The organism is Selenomonas sputigena ATCC 35185 (assembly GCF_000208405.1).
In the GTDB taxonomy this organism is placed as follows: Bacteria; Bacillota; Negativicutes; order Selenomonadales; family Selenomonadaceae; genus Selenomonas; species Selenomonas sputigena.
This window is the reverse complement of the sequence record NC_015437.1, coordinates 111,557-130,470: the sequence shown is the minus strand read 5'-3', so window position 1 is coordinate 130,470 and position 18,914 is coordinate 111,557. Positions and strand designations below refer to the sequence as shown.

Below are 18,914 nucleotides of genomic sequence, written 5' to 3'. Positions count from 1 at the left end.
TCGCGGCAGTTTCTCCTTTCCACGATGCGTGATCGTTCTATTCTTCCACCTGCAGTCCTGCATAGGGATCGGTCGTCATGATCTTGAGCGTGTCGCCGTTCGCGTTGTAGACGTGCGTGGAGCAGGCCATGCACGGATCGAACGAGCGGATGACGCGCACGATCTCCAAAGGCTTGTCGGGCACGGCGACGCGCGTGTCCATCATCGCCATCTCGTAGGCGCCGTGTCCTGCCGCATCGTCGCGCGGGCAGGCGTTCCACGTCGTCGGCACGACGCACTGATAGTTCGCGATCTTGCCGTTCTTGATGACGACCCAGTGCGAGAGCGCGCCGCGCGGCGCGTCGTAAAGGCCGACGCCCTTCGCTTCCTTCGGCCACGTCACGGGATCCCACTTGTCCGATGTTGCGACGGCGAGGTCGCCGCCCTTGATGTTCGCGATGAGCTTGTCGAAGTAGTACTTCTCGATCTCGGCGTTGAGCTGCGCGTCGAGCGCGCGCGCCGCCGTACGGCCGACCATCGTCGGCAGCCAGACCTCGGGGGCGAGGCCGATCGCCTTCGACACCGCATCCATCTGGTTGAGCATGAGCTGCTCCGCCCACGTCGGATCGGGCAGGAGGCCCTTCTTCGCCTTGACGTAGATGATGATGTAGCGCGCCAGAGGACCGACCTCGGCGAGCTTGCCGCGCCATTTCGGTGTCTTGAGCCACGAGTACTTGCCCTTTTCGTTGAGCTCCTGCCAGTTCGTCTGCGTGCCGACCTTCGGTGCCGTGTACTTCGGCTTCGTCTGTCCTGCCCACGGATGGAGATCGCTCTCCGCGCCCTCATACTCGTACCACGAGTGCTCGACGCCCTCGGTGAAGGCGACGGGATCGGACAGATCCTCCGCCTTGACCTCCGTGAAGGTCGCCGCCGCAAGACCCGCGCCGAAGTTCTCGACGACGCCGTTCGAGCGGATCAATAGCTGGCGCATGAAGTCGCCGTTTCGCGTGCCCGTGTAGCTCTGATCGGGGAACTGGCCGAACGCCATGACGCAATGCTTGGCGAGGCCGCCGCCGTCCACCTTGCCCGCCTTGACGTAGAGCGAGCCGATGGCGAGCACGTCGGGCAGATAGTATTCGTTGACAATCGTGCGCGTGAGGTTCACGGCGCGGTCAACGATGGCGAGACGCGCCGTGTTGATCGGCGCATTGCCGTCGTCGAGGGAGATCGCGCACGGCATGCCGCCGACGACATAGTGCGCGTGCGGGTTCTTGCCGCCGAAGACGACGTGCGGCGTCATGAGCTCTCTGTGCTTGTCGAGCATCTCAAGGTAGTGAACGACCGCGATGAGGTGAACCTCGGGCGGCAGAATCTTGTAGTCGGGATGATCCCACCAGTTCGCCGCAAAGATGCCGAGCTGCCCGCTCTTGACGATCTGCTCGATCTTCTGCTTGAATGCCGCGAAGTATTCGGGCGTCGCATTCGGGAAGTCCTTCGGATACGCTTCCGTATTGAGCCCTGCAGGACCTGCGAGCGGCAGGCGCAGCTTGAGAATCTCACGCTGCAGGTTCGCTGCCGCGACCGGGTCGGCCGCCAGAGCCTCGACGGGGCTGACCCAGTCGAGCGCATGCAGATGATAGAAATGCACGAGATGATCCTGCACCGTCAGGCAGCCCGCCATGATATTGCGGATATAGTTTGCATTCGTCGGGATGCGGATGCCGAGCGCATCCTCAACGGCGCGCACGGAACACAGCGCGTGTGCCGTCGTGCAGACGCCGCATATACGCTGGATGTACGCCCACGCGTCGCGCGGATCGCGCCCGTTCATGACGAGTTCGAGGCCGCGCCACGCCGTGCCGCTCGAAAGAGCATCCGTGACCTTGCCCGTCGCCTCGTCCACCTGCACCTCGACGCGCAGATGCCCTTCGATTCTCGTTACCGGATCGACCGTTACATGTTTCATTTATGCACCTGCTCTCTCTTCGCCTTCTCCTCTTCCTTCTCGATCGCCGCATCCGCCTTTGCGCGCTGCGCGAGGCTCAGAGCGCCGTGTACGGCGACGCCCGCCGCCGTGCCGACCGCGAGTCCGACGCCGATCTTGTCGATGCTGCCCAGAGGCCCGTACTTCGGCAGACGGTCGGAGAACGGCGCATCGTCCCAGAAGTTCGCGTTCGTGCAGCCGATGCACGGCGCGCCCGACTGAATCGGATAGCTCATGCCTTGGAACCAGCGCAGATTGCCGCACGAAGCGTACGTCTCGGGGCCTCTGCAGCCGAGCTTGTAAAGACACCAGCCCGCCTTCGAGCCCGCGTCGTCGAAGCGCTCAGCGAACATGCCCGCATCGAAGAAGGGGCGGCGGTAGCACGTATCGTGAATGCGGTTGCCGTAGAACTGCTTGGGACGGCTCTCCATATCGAGGTCGGGAACCGAGCCGAAGAGAGCGACGTGCATGACGACGCCCGTCATGACCTCGGGGATAGGAGGACAGCCCGGGACATTGATGACCGGCTTGTTGCCCACATAGTGGCTGACGCCCGCCGATCCTGTCGGATTCGGCGCAGCCGCCTGGATGCCGCCCGACGTCGCGCACGTGCCGTAGGCGATGATCGCCGCCGCATCCTTGGCCACGCGCTGGAACGTATTGATGAACGGATGACCGCCCGACATGCAGTAGACGCCGTTGTCCTTCGTCGCAATCGCACCCTCGACGGCGAGGATGTACTGTCCCTTGTACTTTTCAATCGTCTGCTCGAGATGCGCCTCGAACGGCTCGCCCGAAGCCGCGCTCAGGACGTGGCTGTATTCGAGCGCAATCATGTTCAGCACCAGATCGGATGCCATCGGCGCCGCCGAGCGGATGAACGACTCGTCGCAGCCCGTGCACTCATGACCGTGCATCCAGATCACGACCGGCAGAGGCTTCGACTCCGCCGCCTCGACGACCTTCGAGACCATGCCTGTATCAAGCCCCATCAGAGATGTCAGCGCGACGCACCCTTTCAGGAAGTCGCGGCGGCTCAGGCCGTTGCGGAGATAACGCTCCCACATGCTTTCCCGCTTGTCCACATTACTGCCTCCTCTTTCGCCCCACCACGGGGGTATGCAGGAATACTTCTTCAAAGAGAGCGCCGGGCGCTCTCCAAGGATTGCTGATTGATTCAGTCTCCCTTAATTAAAACATAATTATCCTTAGTTTTCAAGTTCTCCTTTTTCCTCAAAATTCCTGCTTGCATTCTGCATTTTTTCAAACTTTCTTCTCATATTGAGACATCAAGCCCAAAGGGCGCAGACGGATTGGGAAAATTTCATCAAGAGCGGCGCACGTTTGTCCATGAAATGGACGTTTACGCGTGTAATTGCCCGTATGCCGCCCCCAAGACGCAAAAAAGGCGTCATCCCCGAAACGGGACAACGCCTGCCTTCATCACTGGCGGAGAGTGAGAGATTCGAACTCTCGATACAGGTTTCCCCGTATACACGCTTTCCAGGCGTGCTCCTTCAACCACTCGGACAACTCTCCAATGCTTGAATCTGCCTGCGGCAAGCCGCAGCCGATATGAAATTTTCGGCAGCCCGCACACGAGGCCGCGCAACAAGCATGAGTATACCATCTCCCACGCGGCTTGTCAATCGCAAGTTGCGGGGAATTTACGGCGAAGCCACACCCGCGCCTCAGAGGAACTCGTCTGTCGCCAGAAGAAGACCGAAAGCGCCCACGGGGCTTTCGAGATGCAGCCGCAGGAACTTGCTCGGGCTTGCCTTCGCATTCAAGGCGTGCGCCGTCCGCGGGATCTCCAGATCAAGCTCCAAATCGCGCTCGCCGAGGCGCACGGCGAAGAAGCCGTCCAAGACGTTCAGGAACTCCGCGAGACTATCCACCGCGAGATCGTCAAGCTCCGAAAAATCCTCGTGACTGTAGCGGCGAGCGAGCGCCAGAAACACCGCATCGGGCGCTTCAAGTCCCGCGACGAGCGAGACGCCGCCCGTGATGGCCTGCGAGACGAGGCGGCACGGCACGCCCTCGGCAAAAGACTCCGCCTGCGGCACGACGACGCAGGCAATCTTCATAAAGCGCTTGAAGGCGAGCATAGCGACGCCAACGTACTCCGTGTAGAGCGGCAGCTCCTCGGCGAGCCTGCCGTCCGCCGCACGCTGGATCGCCTCGGACAAAGGATGCTCGCCCGCACGCTTGAAGTCGCCCAAGAGCCTCTCCAACTCCTTGTAGTCGAGTCTTCCGGCGTCCAACAAAGCCTGCGCGAAACGACAGCCCTCGCCTGCGATCGCCTCGCCGAGGTTGTAAAGCTGCGATGCCGTGAGGACGCCCTCCCTCTCCGCAGACGCGCGAAACTCCGCGCCCGAAAGCGCACCGAGCGAAGCCAGGTCGGCCGCCGTCGCCACGCCGTGGAAGAGCGCCTGCACAGGCACGTCGACCTTCGCCGCGAGCATCCTTTCGAGGAAGATGCGAACCTCAGTCACATCTAAGACGCCGCGATTCAGGAGAAATTGTGGGAAAAGCAGATCATTGCTCATCCAGCCCTGCTTTCTTTCGAATGCGCGTGATGGCATTCTTGATCTGCTCGGGCGTATAGGGCTTCTGGATGAAGTCCAGCGCCCCGAGCTTCAGCGTCTCCATAAGCTTCTCGGGCGTGCCCGCCGATGACAGCATGACGACGGGAATCGTGTCGTCGATTTCCTTGATGACGCGCAGCACCTCGACGCCGTTGACCTCGGGCATGACGATGTCCAAGATCACGCCGTCGGGACGGTCGCCAAGACTCTCGGCGATCGCCTCCTTGCCGTTCTCCGTCTCTATGACCTCACAATCGAGCGCCTCAAGCTCCTCGCGCAGCTGCTTGCGCAGAAGCTTGGAATCATCGGAAATGAGGATCTTGCACTTTCTTGCCAATCAAAACGCCTCCCATCAGTCCGCCCGCCGCACCCGAAAGGGCAGGAAGGCGCTTCCCATGAAACCACTTTTCTATCATTATAGCATATTTTTCTCTTATATGAGAATATTCTACGGCAAAGTTTGCAAGAAGTTTCTCTTCATCATTGAAACAATCTCACAAAGAAAAAGGCGCTGTCCGCTGTTACAGCAGGCAGCACCTTGCAAGCGCAGATGTACGCCCTTCACTCAACCCATGCCGTTGTCAGCAAAAATGGCGGCAAGTTCTGGATTTTCATGCAAATACTTCTCTGAAATGCGCTGCCAATCGTAGCCTGTGACGCTCGGAATCAGGCTTTTTTTCTCTTCCGCCCTCTCCCGCTCCGATAGTTTGCCGTCTTCGCCCTCGCCTGCGTCGCCATCGGCACGGTGCAGTTTGCGCAGACTCTCCTTATACACGGTCATGCCATCCTCAAGGCCGCTCTTCCTCTCGGCGATCAGCTGCGAAAGGTCTGAAGAACGTTCCCTCTCCTCCACTTTCTCTCCCGCACGATCTCCAAGCATGGCTTCAAGCAGCTCTTCCGTACACTTCGCCTTGCGGCTCATTTCCTGAAAGAAGGCGTATATCGCCGTCTTATCGTTGAAATAATCGCCCGCCTTGTCCTTGACCTTCATTGCATCGCCCATATGGATGCCAAGGTAGGCGCAATATCGCCGGACGAGATCGCTGTGTCCATCTTTTTCAAAAAGCTCGATGTTCTTGCCGCTCATCGTCGTGCTGACGAGAGAACGGATCTCGCTTACCAGGGGATTTTCGCCTTTAGGGTCAAGTGCGTCCAAGCGCTCAAGAACGCTGCTCAGATATGGATCGCCTGCCAAGCTGTGCCCCAAGGCCTTCTGATGATGACCATAGGCGTTGAGCTGACGAACGAGATACATCTGGATGTCGGCGCCGACGGCGAGGGGATTTTCAGCCGCGCCACGCAAGACGGCGCCGATGCCGCTCTCGACTCCTCTCATGGTTTCTGCCAGCGAAGCCCGTTCATATTCGGTCGCCCAGTCAAGATCCTCCGCTCGAAGCGGCTTCAGATGGGCATTGCCGGACATGTCCAGCTGCTCCACACTCTGCTTCGCCGCAGCATCCTGCATAGCAGCCTCGCTGCCGTTTTGCGCCGCTGCTCCATGCAAGGCGGCAAGCCCCTTGCCCTCCTTGCTGACCGATACATGATAGGCTGGCGATACGGCGGATTTTCCCGGCTCGCCCACATATTCCTTTTGCTTCTGCGATGCGGCAATCGTTGACTCATGCCCTTTATTTCCAACAAGCCGCTCACCCTGCAGCAAGCCTTTCTTCATCCCGATGGAGCCATCGCCGTTTCCCTGGATCTTCATGCAGCTTCCCTCCTTGGAATTGAAATTCTAGTCGAAACCCTTCGGTTCTTATATCGAATCATCGTCTTTTTTCTTAAATGCGCGTATTGGTCAGACACAAACACAAAGAAAGGACGCAGAGCCGTGTCGCTCCGCGTCCTTTCGCCCTCCTCAGGCAAGCTCCTGATCCTCGCTCGAACGGATGTAGACCGCCTTGATCGCCTTGGGATTGACGCCCTTGACGACGAGCGCGTTCTTCGCGATCATGTCCGTCATGACCGCTTCGGCCTCTGCCTTCGTCAGCCCCGCCTTGGGATCGGCGAGGCTCACGGTCGCCGTCTGCGTGTCCGAAAGCTTGAAGACCATCTTCAGCGCCTTTGCCATTTCCTTCACCTCCTCCCTGCAAGCGATGGTTTCGGAGCGACCGCAAGGCCGCCCGCGAAACCGCCGCCTTTACTCTTCCGTCAGCGCGGCTGCGTCCTGGCGCATGACGTCCTTCAGCGTGTGCGACTGCAGGCCGCCGAGGCTCTTGCCAATGGCGAGGAAGTCCTCGTCGCCGAGCGCCGGGTTCACGTTCTGCACCATGCGCTGTCCGTAGGTCGGCAGACCCTTTTTGTCCGTGCCCATCTGAACCTTGAGAATCAGCTTCGTCGCCGCTCCCGTTTTCTTGACTGCCATATCTCTCACCCCCTTTCGCCCCTATACATGCGGCGAGGAGGCGCGATATATCATGCATCTTTATTCTGCTATTCACTACTAAGAAATGAATTTTAATCTCGATACAGAACCATATCGTAAACATACGGCTTGCATACCAACAGATGATTATGATATACTGGCCTTGGCAAACGAGGTAATCGTCATAACCGATACACGAAAAGCCCCCAAGGTGTCAGCTTGGGGGCTTTTCTGTTCCCATGATGCAGGCAGGGCTTAACACCTAGGCTCGTTGCCGTTGTCTCTCTCATCGAACCATTTGCTGATATAGTTGGCAACTACACCAGCCAAGACGGAGAGGATGTTTTCCTCACCCGTCAGAAGTGATAGTCGAGCTGGGTGCGCAGGAGCGAGCGGTTGTACTCCGCGCTCGTGCCGTAGTCGCGCTTCTGCCTGGAAAAGAGCGTCTCCCATTCAACGTTCTTCCAAGGCACATACTTGAAGCCGACGATCCAGCCCTTCGTGCCGTTCCACGTCGAACCCCATTCGTCGTCGCCCGCGAGCCAGCCGTTCGCGCCGTAGCGCACATAGCGTGCGTATACGCCGAAGCTGCCGACGTCGTCGAGCTTTGTGCCCTTGTAGTTGAGACGCAGCGCGACGCTCTTGTTCTGCTCGTCGGCATCGGTCTGGACGTAGTCGCCGATGACGCGCACGTTCTTCGCTACGTTCGTCGCCGCGCTGACGACGTAGCCGTAGCTCCTGGGATTCGTCCTGTCGTTGTCCCTGTAGACAGGGAAGACGCGGTGCGTCACCGGATCTGCCTCGTAGTGGTCGATAAGGCCCGAGGTATAGCTCTCGTTTTTACCGAGGCTGCTCCTCGCATAGGCGACGTTGATGTCGAAGTTGTGTCCGACCGCGCCCCAAAGGCCGACGCCGTAAAGACTCTCCTTATTTCCCGCACCCGTCGACGCCATCCAGAAGCCGCTCGCCGTGAGATTCGTTCCCTTGATGGGAATGCCGAACTGGAAACCGTCCGACTCATTGCCGAAGAGCACGTTCTGAAAGCCGAGACCGCGCCACGCGCGTCCGAGGTTCAGCCACCTGCCGTCCTGCTGCGCTTCGACCCAGATGCGCTGGAAGTTGCCGTCGTGCCCCGACCATGTCTGCTGCCAAGTGTCCGTGCCCAGGGCATTTTCACTGCGCAGATGGCCGTTGTTGTAGTGGCGGTTCGTCTCGCTCTGCGCTTTGACCGTCCAGATGTCGTTGACCTTCATGTCGAGGCGCAGATCCATGTAGAAACGGTTCGCGCTGCGGTCGAGCGTATCGGCGTCGGTGTTCTTGTCGTAGTCGTACTGCGTGCGCACGAAGCCGTGCACCTTGAAGCGTTCGATCGCCTCACGGTTCTTGCGGATGTCCTCCGTGTTCTGCTCGACTTGGGCGCGCAGCGCGGCAAGCTCCGAGCCGTACTCCTTTTCCAGCTTTTCGAGCACCGACCTCGCGCCGATGTCGAGGTTCGACGCCTGCATGGCGCGTGCGGTGATCGCCGCCATCTCGTAGCGGCTCATCGTGCGGTTTCCCTGGAACGTGCCGTCTGTGTAGCCCTCGATGACGCCGTTTTTCGCGAGGTAGTCGAGCGCTTCGTAGCTCCAATGATCTTTGGGCACATCGCTGAAGCTGTCCGCGCCGTCGGCGGCGAACGCAGTCGCGCTCAGCGCGGCGAACGCCAAGGCGAGGAGCGCCGTCCTCTTCTTGTAGAATCTCATCCCTGTCCCTTCCTTTCCGTATGATGCATCCTCCTCTTTCATCATACGAAAAAAACGCCTCGAATGCAACGATTTCGAGGCGTTCAGGCTCTATGTACATAAGTCGTAAAGGGGTACATGCGATGAAACTTGTTGCAGGGACGCGAGCCTTCGCGTGCGGCGTTCAGCCTGCGGCAATCTCGCGCCAGAAGCTGCGCCCTCGCGTCACAAGCTCCACGCCGAAGATCTCGGCAATGGTCGCGCCGACGTCGGCGAATGCGGGGCGCGTGCCGAGATCGCAGCCCGCGCGTACCGCCACCCCATAGGCTAGGAGAGGCACGTATTCGCGCGTGTGGTCGGTGCCGGGCGCACCGGGATCGCAGCCGTGATCGGCCGTGATCATGAGCACGTCCGCCTCCTTCATCGCCGTGAGGAAATCGCCGAGCCATGCGTCGAACTCCATGACGGCGCGTGCATATCCTCTCGTATCGCGGCGATGGCCGAAGACCATATCGAAGTCGACGAGATTGACAAAGGCGAGACCCGTGAAGTCCTCGCCGAGGAGCGATCTCGTCTTTTTCATGCCGTCAGCATTGTCCTCGTTCGTGCCAAGGCTCTTCGTGAGCCCTTTTCCTGCAAAGATGTCGGAGATCTTGCCGACGCCGATGGAGGCGAATCCCGCATCCTTCAAGGCGTCGAGCACGGTCGCCGGCGGCTCAAGCGAGAAATCGTGCCTGCCTGCCGTGCGCTCGTAGTTTGGATACTCGCCGATGAAGGGACGCGCGATGACCCTGCCGACGCCGTGCTTGCCGCACATGATGACACGCGCCTTGCGGCACGCCTCGTAAAGCTCTTCGCGCGGCACGACATTCTCGTGCGCCGCGAGCTGCAGCACGCTGTCCGCCGACGTGTAGACGATGAGCGCGCCCGTCTCGATGTGCTCGCGCCCGTAGTCATGAATGACCTGCGTGCCCGAATACGGCTTGTTGCAGATCAGCTTCCTGCCGATGCTCGCCTCAAGCGCGGCGATGATCTCGGGCGGGAAGCCCGCAGGGTACGTCGGCATCGGGTGCTCGCCGACGACGCCCGCCAGCTCCCAATGCCCCGTCGTCGTGTCCTTGCCGCGCGAGCTTTCCCGCAGGCGTGCAAACGCGCCGCGCGGCGCAGGCACGCGAAGCGCGACTGCCTCCGCCGCGTCCTTGATGCCATCGACGGAGAAGAGTCCGAGCGAGGCGAGGTGCGGCGCAGAAAATCCTTCCGACCGCACGAGGCTCAGCAGCGTATTGCACGCGCCGTCGCCGAAGTCCGCCGCATCGGGCGCCGCACCGACGCCGAGGCTGTCGAGCACGATGAGGAATACGCGCTTGATCTTTTTCAAAGCTCTTCGCCCCTTTCCTTGCGTGCGAAGTACTCGCGGTCGAGGATGCCGAGGATCACGAGATTTTCGTAGACGCCGTCCGTCAGAATCGTCTCGCGGATCAGCCCCTCGCGCACGAGGCCTTCCGACTCGTAGACGTGCAGCGCGCGCGCGTTGTAGTCCTTGCAGTCGAGCCAAGCGCGGTGGAACTTGAGGTCGTCGAACGCCCACGACTTCAAGAGCTTGAGCGTTTCATGCCCGTAGCCCTCGCCCTTCTTGTCGAGGATGATGCGCGTCCACTCGATCTCCTTCGACGGATTATTGAGCCCTGCAATCATCAGAAAGCCGACCGGCTCCAAGGTGTCTATGCGCTCGATGACGAGATGAATCGCACCCTCGGTGTTGAGTGTCTGGCTATGCACCTCGCGCTCCCACGGAATGACGAATTTTCCGTTCTCGGGGCGAAATTCCACTTCGAGGATGTAGTCGAGATCCTTTTCCTCCGCCTGTCGAAATTGCAGGCGCGGCCCTTTCTTTACAATGCCCTGCATACGATGCTCCTTTCTATCGCGTCAAAGCAGACTGTGCATGCGGCCAAGCTCCTGAATGCGCTCCACCGACATTTTCGACACCCGCGCGATCGTTTCCAGCGGCAGCTTCTCTTTCAGCATGCCGAGAATGAAGGCCGATTTTTCTTCCTCGCGACCTTCCTCGCGACCTTGAGCAGCACCTTGTTCCCAACCTTCCTCGCGAACAGCCTCTTCAAAATCTTTTTGATTCCACTCGAAATTGACCATGTCGATGACCTCGCTTTCGTGCTCTTGCAAAAACTCCTTCATGACGTCATGCTCCATGCAATATCGCATGGCTTCGCGAATCGCCCGCACGCGCTCCATGCCTCCTGCGATATTGGTTTTGATGCAATTTAGGAAAAAGCTGTAATCGTGAAGCGGCCGGCTCATACGCAGCAACATCTTTTCACTTCCATAGGCAATGTTGTGAAAAGTGACCTTGAGTTCCAAATGGATGTCTCCTTCACCTTCCATATAGGCATCAGACAATCTCATTTGCTCCATTTCCAACGTATCCTTGCTGCCTGTGTAGAACACATGGAACTCCGGCCTTGGTAAGGGAATCTGCTTGTTTTGGTACAAACTTTTGGCCGGAATATACTGGCGAAGCTGTTCGCAGAGGTAGTAGAGGCAACGCAACGGCATATTCTGATTCAGCGTGCTCTGATGCTCCATAAATACCAAATGACGGCCTGCTAGCAGAAAGGATATGTCGTTTTTCATTTGTGACAGAAATGTTCCGTCGAGCGTCACAATTCTCACGCGCTCGACAGAAGCATATGTCCTTCCATGCAGCGCCCCTGCGACATCTCTCAGACGGTCGACGTCATTCATATACGCGCGGAACACCGTGTCTTGATATTGGCGGCCTTGTGCCATGGGCATGCTCCCTTCGCCTGTTATTTCTATTATACCATATGCAGGCTGCTTCGTTCAGCCAAGTTTCTTTCAGTCAATCTCCTGCAAAAGCTCTGCGAGCAGCCATTCGGCGAATACTCCTTCGCCCGTGTGCCGTCGGATGTGCGCGGCATCTTCCATCGCGAGTGTCTTGGCGGCGAAGGCTCGGTCAGCTGCGGCGAGAAGCGGCGCGTCAATCGCCGTGTCACCGGCGGCGTAGACCTTGCGCGGCGAGAAGCGGCGGCGAAGCTCACGGAGCGCCGCGCCCTTCGTGAGCTTAGGCGGAAAGAAGTAGATCTTCCTGCCCGACGGCTCGACGCGAAGGCTCGTCTCTCTTTGGCACTTTTCCGCCTGCGCCTGCGCGTCCACGCCGTCGGCGCAGTAGACGAAGAGGTACGCGTCGTCGACGATGCGGCAGCGGATGAACGCGCGATCGCCCAGATAAAGCGCGTGACAGCGCGCGATCTCTTCCCGTGCAGGAGCGATCAAAGCGTCATGCGCCTCGCGCCACGCGGCATCGGCCTCGCCGTTCTTCAAAAGCACCGCGCCGTTCGTCGTCACGGCGTATTCGGGCGCTGTGCCCTCGGGCCACTCGATGCGCCGATACTGCTCGACGGAGCGCGTCGTGACGGGAATCAGCTGCACTTTTTGCGAGACTTCGCGCAGACGCTCGACGGCGAGCCGCGTCATGAAGCCGTGCGCCTCGCCCTTGATATGCTCGACGCAAACATCGCCCTCACGCTTGTGACTGCGCGAGTATAGCAGCGTGTTGTCGAGATCGGAAGCGAATACGATGTCTTTCATTTCAGTTGTCGGCGAGCGAGCGTATGAGTCCGCATGCGAGATAATTTTCCAGCGGATACTCTACGATTTCGACGCCTTTCTCCTTTGCCAGTTGATAGAGATGACCGAGCCGCGCTTCGTCCGTGCGGCTCTTGACGAGAAGTTTCCACGGCAGGCGGCGCAGCAGGACGCGCGTCGCCTCACCGATGCCGGGCTTCACGAGGTTGATGTCGCGAATGCCGAAATCGCCCGCGATGCGCTCGACCTCGGCAAGCCCCGACCGATGCGCCGCGCCCTCCTCCCGCACGGGCGGCGCTTCCTCGGGGAAGCGCCTTTCCACCGCCTCGATGAAGTCATACGTCAGATCCTTCTCGCGCAGTTCTTCGTAAAAGGCCGCGCCGTGAAAGTCCGCCTCGCCGATCAAATCATCACGCAGCACCGTGCGGCTCAGAAGCCCCGACACCGTCGAATTCAGGCACGAACTCGCGATGAGGAAGTCCTCGTGCGTGCCGCATTTCTCCGCCACATAGGCGGGATCGGAGAGGACGGCAAGCCCCGCGCTCACACCGCGAAACTCTGCCGCGTCGTTTGCGAGCTCGCGCGCGATCGCGCCCTTGCCCGTCCAGCCGTCGACAAACTGCAGAGCCTCGGGCGCGTGACGCGCGAGGATGTACGCCATGGCGTTCTTGTCGATGCCCCTGCCGCGAATGATGGAAATCGTGTAGTGCGCGACATCCGCGCCAAAGCGCCTCTTGATATAGCGCTTGAGCAAGATGCCGATGGGCGTGCCCGCGCGGGCGAGCGAGACGAGCGCGGCGGATGCGCCCTTCTCCTCATAAATCTTCTCGGCGAGACTCGCCGCCGCATGAGCTGTGATCTCGGCGTAGCGCGAGAGCGCGTCGAAGTACGCCTTCAAATACTTTTCCGACGGCTCGTATTCCAAGGGCAGCATCTCCGAGTAATGCCTGCCCGACTGAATGAGCTTTTCCCTCTCTGCCGTCGGCAGAGGGTCGAGCTTTCCCGTGATGTCTTTCAAAAGGATCGTCACGTCGTCCTTCTTGTATGTACTGAACATCGCCCGCTCCTTCCTCATCATTCGTCGCGGCTCATCAGATAGACGATGTCCGTGCAGCCGCTCTCGCGCAGGGCGCGGGCGATACTCTCGACCGCCTCATGCGCCTCGTGCGCCGTGTCCGAGACGATGACGGCATGGTGATAGGGCCGCAAGTTGTAGATGTACGTCGCGCGCTCATCGCCGTAGAAGCTCTTGACCTGCCAGCCCGCTTCGATGGGATAGCCCGCTTCCTCCGAGATGCCGATGGGGCTTCGCGTCGTCGCATGGAAGAAGACGCTCTGCCAGCCCTTCTGCTCCAAGACCCTGCCGACCATAAGGCCCGGCAGCATACATTCCTCCGTGCCGAGCACGAGGATCGACTCGTGCTTCGCCCAAGCGATGCGCTCGGCGAGGACGAGCCCGGCACCCTGCCAGAGGATCGTATAGTCGCCGATCGCGACGCCCGTGCGCGGCGTCGCGTGCTCGCCGAGCGCAAGCGTGCGATAGGGATAATGTCGCGACGGCACGCGGCAGTCCGCCGCCCCGCGCGTTTGAAACGCCGCCGCGCGCGCCTCGTAGTCTTCGGGCGCAAGCTCTACGAGCGCGACGCACTCGACGCCGCACGCCAAGAGCCGCTCGCGATCGGACGCAGTCAGGCGGTTCAGGACGGACGCCGCGACGAGCCTCTTCTCGCAGAGCGCGGGCAGCTCCTCCTTCATCTGCTCGACGATGTTGCAGAGCGTCCTGCCCGTCGAGATCTCGTCGTCGACGAAGACGACCGTATCCGTTTCAGCGAGCTGCGCTTCGAGCGCATCGACGGCGAGTCGCTGCTCGGGCGCATGGCTGTGCTCCTCCAAAAACTCGATCGTGCGCACGCCGGACGGCAATTCCTCGCGCGTCGTCTGCACGTAGAGGCACGCGTCCGCGAGCGACTTCGCGACGACGGCGCCGATGGCGGTCGCCGTTTCGGCGAAGCCGATGACGAGCCTTGTCGCGGGCGCGGCTGCCTTGACCTTCGCGCCTAGCGCTTCCATGAGGTCGAGCGCTTCATGCGGCGCGACGGGTATGTGCTTTCCCTGCAGCGGGTTGACGAGCAGATAGCCGCGCTTTTCATTTCTGTGCCGCCTCGCCACGCGCAGCACTGCGTCTGCCATGTACTTCATCGCGCCCGCCTCACGCCTTGAGCCGCTTCGGCGTCTCAAGATTCGCCACGCGATAGACCTTTTGGCGATCGGGGTACTGCCACGGCTTTTCCTCGCCGAGAAGCTGATGGACGGCGATATCGGGCACGTTGATGCCCGTCGCGAGGCACGAGAGCTGCAAGCCGCCCGACATGCGCGGGTTGATTTCCAACAGGCAGTACTTCTCCCCGTCGCCCTTGAACTGGATGTTGATCGGCACATCGATCTGCAGGAGGTTCATCATCGTGCGGCATTTCTCGACGATCTCCTCATCGAAGCGGACTTCCGAATAGCGGTGGTTCGTCTTGAAGCGCGGGATGATGATCTCCTCGCCGGGCGTCCGCAGGCAGTCGACGCTGATTTCCTGCCCTTCGAGGTATGGCATGAGCATGAAGGGCACGGAAAAGTCGTAGCCCCGGACGACCGTGCGCGCCATGTCCCACGTGAGCTTCATGCCGGGCTTGCGGCGCACGTCGCCCGAGCGCAGAAGCGTATCGTCGATGACGCGGAAGGTCTCAGCTCCCTCGTCCTTCGTGAGCTTGTAGCAGACGCGCGCGCAGTGGGGGCGCAAGCTCTCGTAGGCGGCGCAGAATTCCTCGTACGTGCCGGCGATGAGATGCGCGGGCACGAGGGAAGCGTCACGCGCCTCGAAGAAGGCGTACGTCGCCGCCTTGTCGTCGAGGAGCCGCATGATCTTGTAATCGCTGCCGACGGCGAGCTTCGTGCCCGCCGCAAGAAATTCCTCACGATAGCGCGAGAGCAGCGTCAGGGCGCGGCGCGGGAAGAAGATGTCGATATGATGCGCCTTGCAGAATTCCAGACAATATTCCACATACTCGTCGGAGACGGGAAGCGCAGGCTCCGTATACCACTCGTCGGAAACGAGACGATAGAGTGCATTGGGATTGGCACTTGAGCCGACGAACGTGAACTTTCCGGGCGATCCCGCCCGCATCAGCTCGATCAGATGGTAGGCCGTGCTGAACCATTGGTTGAACCATATACGCATAAAGACTTCCCCTTACCTTTTGCTCTCGGCGGCGGCTGCCGCCCCATCATCCTTGACGCCATAGATTTCCGCGAGCGTCAGCACGCGCTTTGCCCACTTGGCATGCGTCTTGACCTCGTTCATGCGCGTGCCGTCCCAGCTCTTCTTCACGCCTGCCTTCTCGTCCTGCCAACCGCAGATCATCTTCGCATCCTCGTAGTCGGCGCGCTCCGCCTTCAGACTCTCGAAGACGAAAGGAAGCTGCGCGGGGTGGATGACCGTCTTGCCGATGAAGCCGCTCAAGCGATCGAGTTCCAGCTCCCTCTTGAGTCCCGCCGCCCACGCGCCCGCAGGATCGTCGCCGAAGTAATTCCAGACGGGGCCGGAGACGATGTAGTCACGCGCGAAGATGTTCAGAATGTCGATGAGGATGTCGCGCACGACGCCGACCTCGTAGATCGTGTGCGCGATCGAGCGGCGCACACCGTAGAGATTGCTGAAATCGTTGCCTCCGACGCGGATGTTCAGCACGTATTCCCTGTGTGCGTCGAAGATCGCCTTGAGCTCGCCGAGGACGGCGGCGCGGCTCTTGATGTCGGCGATGGAAGGACTTTCGAGGACGGGCATGAGGTAGCGCTTCTTCGCCGCACCGTCATTGACCGATCGCATCAGCTCCATGTAGGCTTCTACATTGCCGAGATTCACCTTGGGCAGAACGTAGCCTGTCAAAATGTCGCCCGCCGCACCCACGAAGTCGAGAAAATGTTCCATGTGATCGGCGGTGCGCACGCGCACGAAGAGCAGCGGCGTCTCGCGCCCCTCCTCTTTGCAGACCTCCTTGAGCGCCGCGAGATTCGTGCGCAGGACTCGCTCGGCATCGGCGACCGCCATATCGCCGATCGCGTCCTCCAGACAGAAGCAGATGGCCGTCAGATGCTCATTTTTCTGCCGACGAATCTTCTCCACGATGTTCTCTTGGTAGGCGGGCATGTAGAGAAGCCCGCCCACCTTGTACTGCAAGATTTCCCTATCTTCCCTTCGGGATAAGTCACACGAACAAACATCCACTATGGTAAAACCTCCATCTTCAGGAAGCACGGCTTCCCGTGCCCCTCTCTATTCCACGCTGAGTCCGTAGTCCTCGCAGAGTCTCGCGAGTCCCGCCTCGTAGCCTGCGCCGACGAGCTTGAGCTTCCATGCGCCGCGATGGCGGTAAATCTCCACCGCGTTCACCGTCTTCTCGCGCCGCAGGCCGTCGAGATAAAAGCTGTACTTCGGCACGCCGTCCTCCGCGAGCGTCAGGCGCGGCGCACGCACATGCGAGAAATCCCTGCCCGTGCCGTCATCGTAGACCGAGAAGCACAGGACGAGGCGCTCGACGGCCGCGCCGACCTTGGCGACGTCGACGCTCGCACCGACGCCGCCCGCCGCATTCACTTCAATGCTGTCATCGTCCGCGCGCGCGTTGCCAAAGAAGATCAAATCCTCGTCGCCATGTACGCGCCCGCCCGCATAGAGGCGAAACACGTAGGCGTCGACCTCGACGCCCGGCTCGCGCCCCTCGTCCTCGTAGCGGAAGGCGAGCTTCTCGCTTCCCGCCAGCCGCAGCCGCTCGCCGCGCACGAGCTGAGGAAGCGGCGGCTCGGGGCTTCTCGCGCGTCTTTCCGGCGCACCCGCACGCGCCTCGCCCGCGATGAATATGCGCCGCTCCTCACTCGCCGAGCGCATGCTGAGAGCACCGTAGACGACCGAGCCTGCGCGCACCGCGGGAAGCGTCAGAAGAAAGCCGCCCGCCCCCGCCGGCAAGACCTCGGGAGAAACGCGTGCATCCGCGATCTCCGCCGTCACGCGCACCTCCGCCTCAGGCGATGCGGCGACGGCGAAGCTGTTCTCGCACTCGGGCGCGAACGCGCCGAGGTCGATGAACTTCGGCAGTGCCGCCAAGGAGCCACCCGCCGTGCTCATTGCACTTTCGCCCCTCGCCTGTTCCCTTTCCATCGCATTCGCCTCCTGCGTCGGATTTCGGCAGACTCCCGCACGCGACTCGGAACTCCACTTCAGAGCCGCGCCCGGAAATTGCCGAAAAGAACACCCCAAAAACGGGAGGCGCAAGGCCTCCCGTTTTTTTCCAATGCTTTGTCAGACATTCACGCCGTACGCGCGGCAAAGGGCTTCCAAGCCGCCCTGATAGCCCGCGCCGACCGCGTTGAACTTCCATTCGCCGTTGTGCCGATAGATCTCGCAGACGACGAGCGCCGTCTCGACGGAGAACTCCTCCATGAGATCGAAGCGCAGAACCTCCGTGCCCTGCATATCCTGCGCGTTCGCCATGCGCGCGACGCGCACGTAGGCGTTCGACACCTGTCCGAAGTTCTGCTTGCGCACCTGCGCCTCGTAAATCGTCACGGTGATGGCGATCTTGTCGACGTCCGCCGGCACTTTCGTAAAGTCGATCGTCAGAACCTCGTCGTCGCCCTCGCCCTCGCCCGTGAGGTTGTCGCCCGTATGATGCACCGAGCCGTCCTGACTGTCGAGGTTGCCGTAGAAGATGAAGTCCTCGTCCTTTCGCACTTTGCCGTTCGCGCCCAAGAGGAACGCCGAGGCGTCGAGGTCGAAGTCCGCGCCGCCGTCGTACTGGTTGACGTCCCAGCCGAGGCCGACGAGCGCCATCGTCATGCCCTTGTCAAGACTCACGCGCTGTCCCTTGGAAAGATTCACCGCCATGTCATTTTCCTCCCTTTCTCACGATCTCCTGAATCCACGTCTCGAAGCCCGACGGATTCCTCGTCTGGATGAGCACGGGACCGGGCCCGCGGAAGCGGCACACGAGGCATTCGCCCGACATGACGCTCGAAATCCAGCCGTTCGACGCCTTTTCGATCTTGTAGTTCATGTAATCGGGCCATGCGACGAGGTGGCCATTGTCCACGATGACCTCCTCGCCCGCTTCGAGGTTCAGCACGTGAATGACGCCGTAGCTGCTCAAGAAGGCGATGCCCTTGCCCGTGAGCTTCAAGAGGAAGAAGCCCTCCTGTGAGAAGAAGCCCTGCATGAGTCCCTGCATCTTCGAGTCGATGTTGACCGTCTCCTCCGCCGCGAGGAAGCCGCCCTTCTGCACAATCATGCCGTAGGAGCCGTCCAAGGCGACGTCCATGATGCCGCCGGGCAGCGGATGTCCGAAGAGCACCTTTCCCGCGCCGCGCGAGGCGACGAGCCGCTGCAGGAAGAAACTCTCGCCCGTGAATACGCGGCGCATGATGCCGCCGAGCACGCCGCCCTCCATCTTGCCCTCGACGTCAACGGTCGCATCCATCGCGATCATCGCATCGGATTCCGCCTTGATCGCCTCGCCGTGGCGCAGCGAGCATTCGACCACGGGAAAAGCTTCCGGATATAAAATCTTGTATTCCATCATCGCACCCCTTTCGATGGTAAGAAGCTGTGC

General features: G+C 60.6%; 19 protein-coding genes and 1 tRNA gene. All 20 read right to left on the bottom strand.

All coding sequences use genetic code 11. The annotated features are described in order from the left end of the window. Positions 1-37: 37 nt before the first annotated feature. Positions 38-1,945 carry a nickel-dependent hydrogenase large subunit gene (locus SELSP_RS00550; RefSeq protein ID WP_006192752.1) on the bottom strand — a complete coding sequence of 636 codons (1,908 nt, stop codon included), beginning with the start codon at positions 1,943-1,945 and terminating at the stop codon, positions 38-40. Next, on the bottom strand, positions 1,942-3,048 hold the full coding sequence (locus SELSP_RS00545; RefSeq protein WP_013740498.1) for a hydrogenase small subunit: 1,107 nt from the start codon (positions 3,046-3,048) through the stop codon (positions 1,942-1,944). The genes SELSP_RS00550 and SELSP_RS00545 overlap by 4 nt, the downstream gene beginning before the upstream one ends. Before the next feature lie 362 nt (positions 3,049-3,410). Continuing rightward, positions 3,411-3,502: transfer RNA gene (locus tag SELSP_RS00540), tRNA-Ser, on the bottom strand. A 152-nt stretch (positions 3,503-3,654) separates the two neighbouring features. Further along, positions 3,655-4,512 (bottom strand): hypothetical protein, encoded by an 858-nt coding sequence (locus SELSP_RS00535; RefSeq protein ID WP_006192749.1) that lies wholly within the window; start codon positions 4,510-4,512, stop codon positions 3,655-3,657. After that, entirely contained in the window at positions 4,502-4,888 is a 387-nt protein-coding gene (locus tag SELSP_RS00530) for a response regulator (protein ID WP_006192748.1), read from the bottom strand. The genes SELSP_RS00535 and SELSP_RS00530 overlap by 11 nt, the downstream gene beginning before the upstream one ends. A 228-nt stretch (positions 4,889-5,116) precedes the next feature. Continuing rightward, on the bottom strand, positions 5,117-6,259 hold the full coding sequence (locus tag SELSP_RS00525; protein ID WP_006192747.1) for a hypothetical protein: 1,143 nt from the start codon (positions 6,257-6,259) through the stop codon (positions 5,117-5,119). A gap of 150 nt (positions 6,260-6,409) precedes the next feature. After that, positions 6,410-6,622, bottom strand: a complete 213-nt coding sequence (locus SELSP_RS00520; RefSeq protein ID WP_006192745.1) for a DUF2922 domain-containing protein — start codon at positions 6,620-6,622, stop codon at positions 6,410-6,412. 69 nt (positions 6,623-6,691) lie between these two features. Further along, positions 6,692-6,916 (bottom strand): DUF1659 domain-containing protein, encoded by a 225-nt coding sequence (locus SELSP_RS00515; RefSeq protein ID WP_006192744.1) that lies wholly within the window; start codon positions 6,914-6,916, stop codon positions 6,692-6,694. Between the two features lie 356 nt (positions 6,917-7,272). Beyond that, positions 7,273-8,658, bottom strand: coding sequence for an S-layer homology domain-containing protein (locus SELSP_RS00510; protein ID WP_013740497.1), 1,386 nt, complete (start codon positions 8,656-8,658; stop codon positions 7,273-7,275). Positions 8,659-8,821: 163 nt separating this feature from the next. Then, positions 8,822-10,015 carry a phosphopentomutase gene (locus SELSP_RS00505; protein ID WP_006192742.1) on the bottom strand — a complete coding sequence of 398 codons (1,194 nt, stop codon included), beginning with the start codon at positions 10,013-10,015 and terminating at the stop codon, positions 8,822-8,824. Beyond that, positions 10,012-10,545, bottom strand: a complete 534-nt coding sequence (locus SELSP_RS00500) for a GNAT family N-acetyltransferase (protein ID WP_006192741.1) — start codon at positions 10,543-10,545, stop codon at positions 10,012-10,014. Before SELSP_RS00500 ends, SELSP_RS00505 begins: the two co-directional genes overlap by 4 nt. Before the next feature lie 21 nt (positions 10,546-10,566). Beyond that, complete coding sequence (locus tag SELSP_RS00495) at positions 10,567-11,445, bottom strand: RpnC/YadD family protein (protein ID WP_013740496.1); 879 nt, start codon at positions 11,443-11,445, stop codon at positions 10,567-10,569. Positions 11,446-11,514: 69 nt separating this feature from the next. Continuing rightward, positions 11,515-12,267: a hypothetical protein gene (locus SELSP_RS00490; protein ID WP_006192739.1), complete on the bottom strand. Its 753-nt coding sequence runs from the start codon at positions 12,265-12,267 to the stop codon at positions 11,515-11,517. A gap of 1 nt (position 12,268) precedes the next feature. Beyond that, a complete protein-coding gene (locus tag SELSP_RS00485; protein ID WP_006192738.1) occupies positions 12,269-13,342 on the bottom strand; it encodes a cysteine protease StiP family protein in 1,074 nt (357 codons plus the stop codon). Further along, the gene (locus SELSP_RS00480; protein ID WP_233275181.1) at positions 13,339-14,454 is read right to left on the bottom strand and encodes a phosphoribosyltransferase domain-containing protein; all 1,116 of its coding nucleotides are present in this window, start codon (positions 14,452-14,454) and stop codon (positions 13,339-13,341) included. Before SELSP_RS00480 ends, SELSP_RS00485 begins: the two co-directional genes overlap by 4 nt. Positions 14,455-14,473: 19 nt before the next feature. After that, positions 14,474-15,490, bottom strand: coding sequence for an ATP-grasp domain-containing protein (locus SELSP_RS00475; protein ID WP_006192736.1), 1,017 nt, complete (start codon positions 15,488-15,490; stop codon positions 14,474-14,476). A gap of 12 nt (positions 15,491-15,502) precedes the next feature. Beyond that, positions 15,503-16,489 carry an HpcH/HpaI aldolase/citrate lyase family protein gene (locus SELSP_RS00470; RefSeq protein ID WP_006192735.1) on the bottom strand — a complete coding sequence of 329 codons (987 nt, stop codon included), beginning with the start codon at positions 16,487-16,489 and terminating at the stop codon, positions 15,503-15,505. A 96-nt stretch (positions 16,490-16,585) separates the two neighbouring features. After that, on the bottom strand, positions 16,586-17,467 hold the full coding sequence (locus SELSP_RS00465) for a TerD family protein (protein ID WP_006192734.1): 882 nt from the start codon (positions 17,465-17,467) through the stop codon (positions 16,586-16,588). Between the two features lie 141 nt (positions 17,468-17,608). Continuing rightward, on the bottom strand, positions 17,609-18,193 hold the full coding sequence (locus tag SELSP_RS00460; RefSeq protein WP_006192733.1) for a TerD family protein: 585 nt from the start codon (positions 18,191-18,193) through the stop codon (positions 17,609-17,611). A gap of 1 nt (position 18,194) precedes the next feature. After that, entirely contained in the window at positions 18,195-18,884 is a 690-nt protein-coding gene (locus SELSP_RS00455) for a TIGR00266 family protein (protein WP_006192732.1), read from the bottom strand. Between the last annotated feature and the right edge of the window lie 30 nt (positions 18,885-18,914).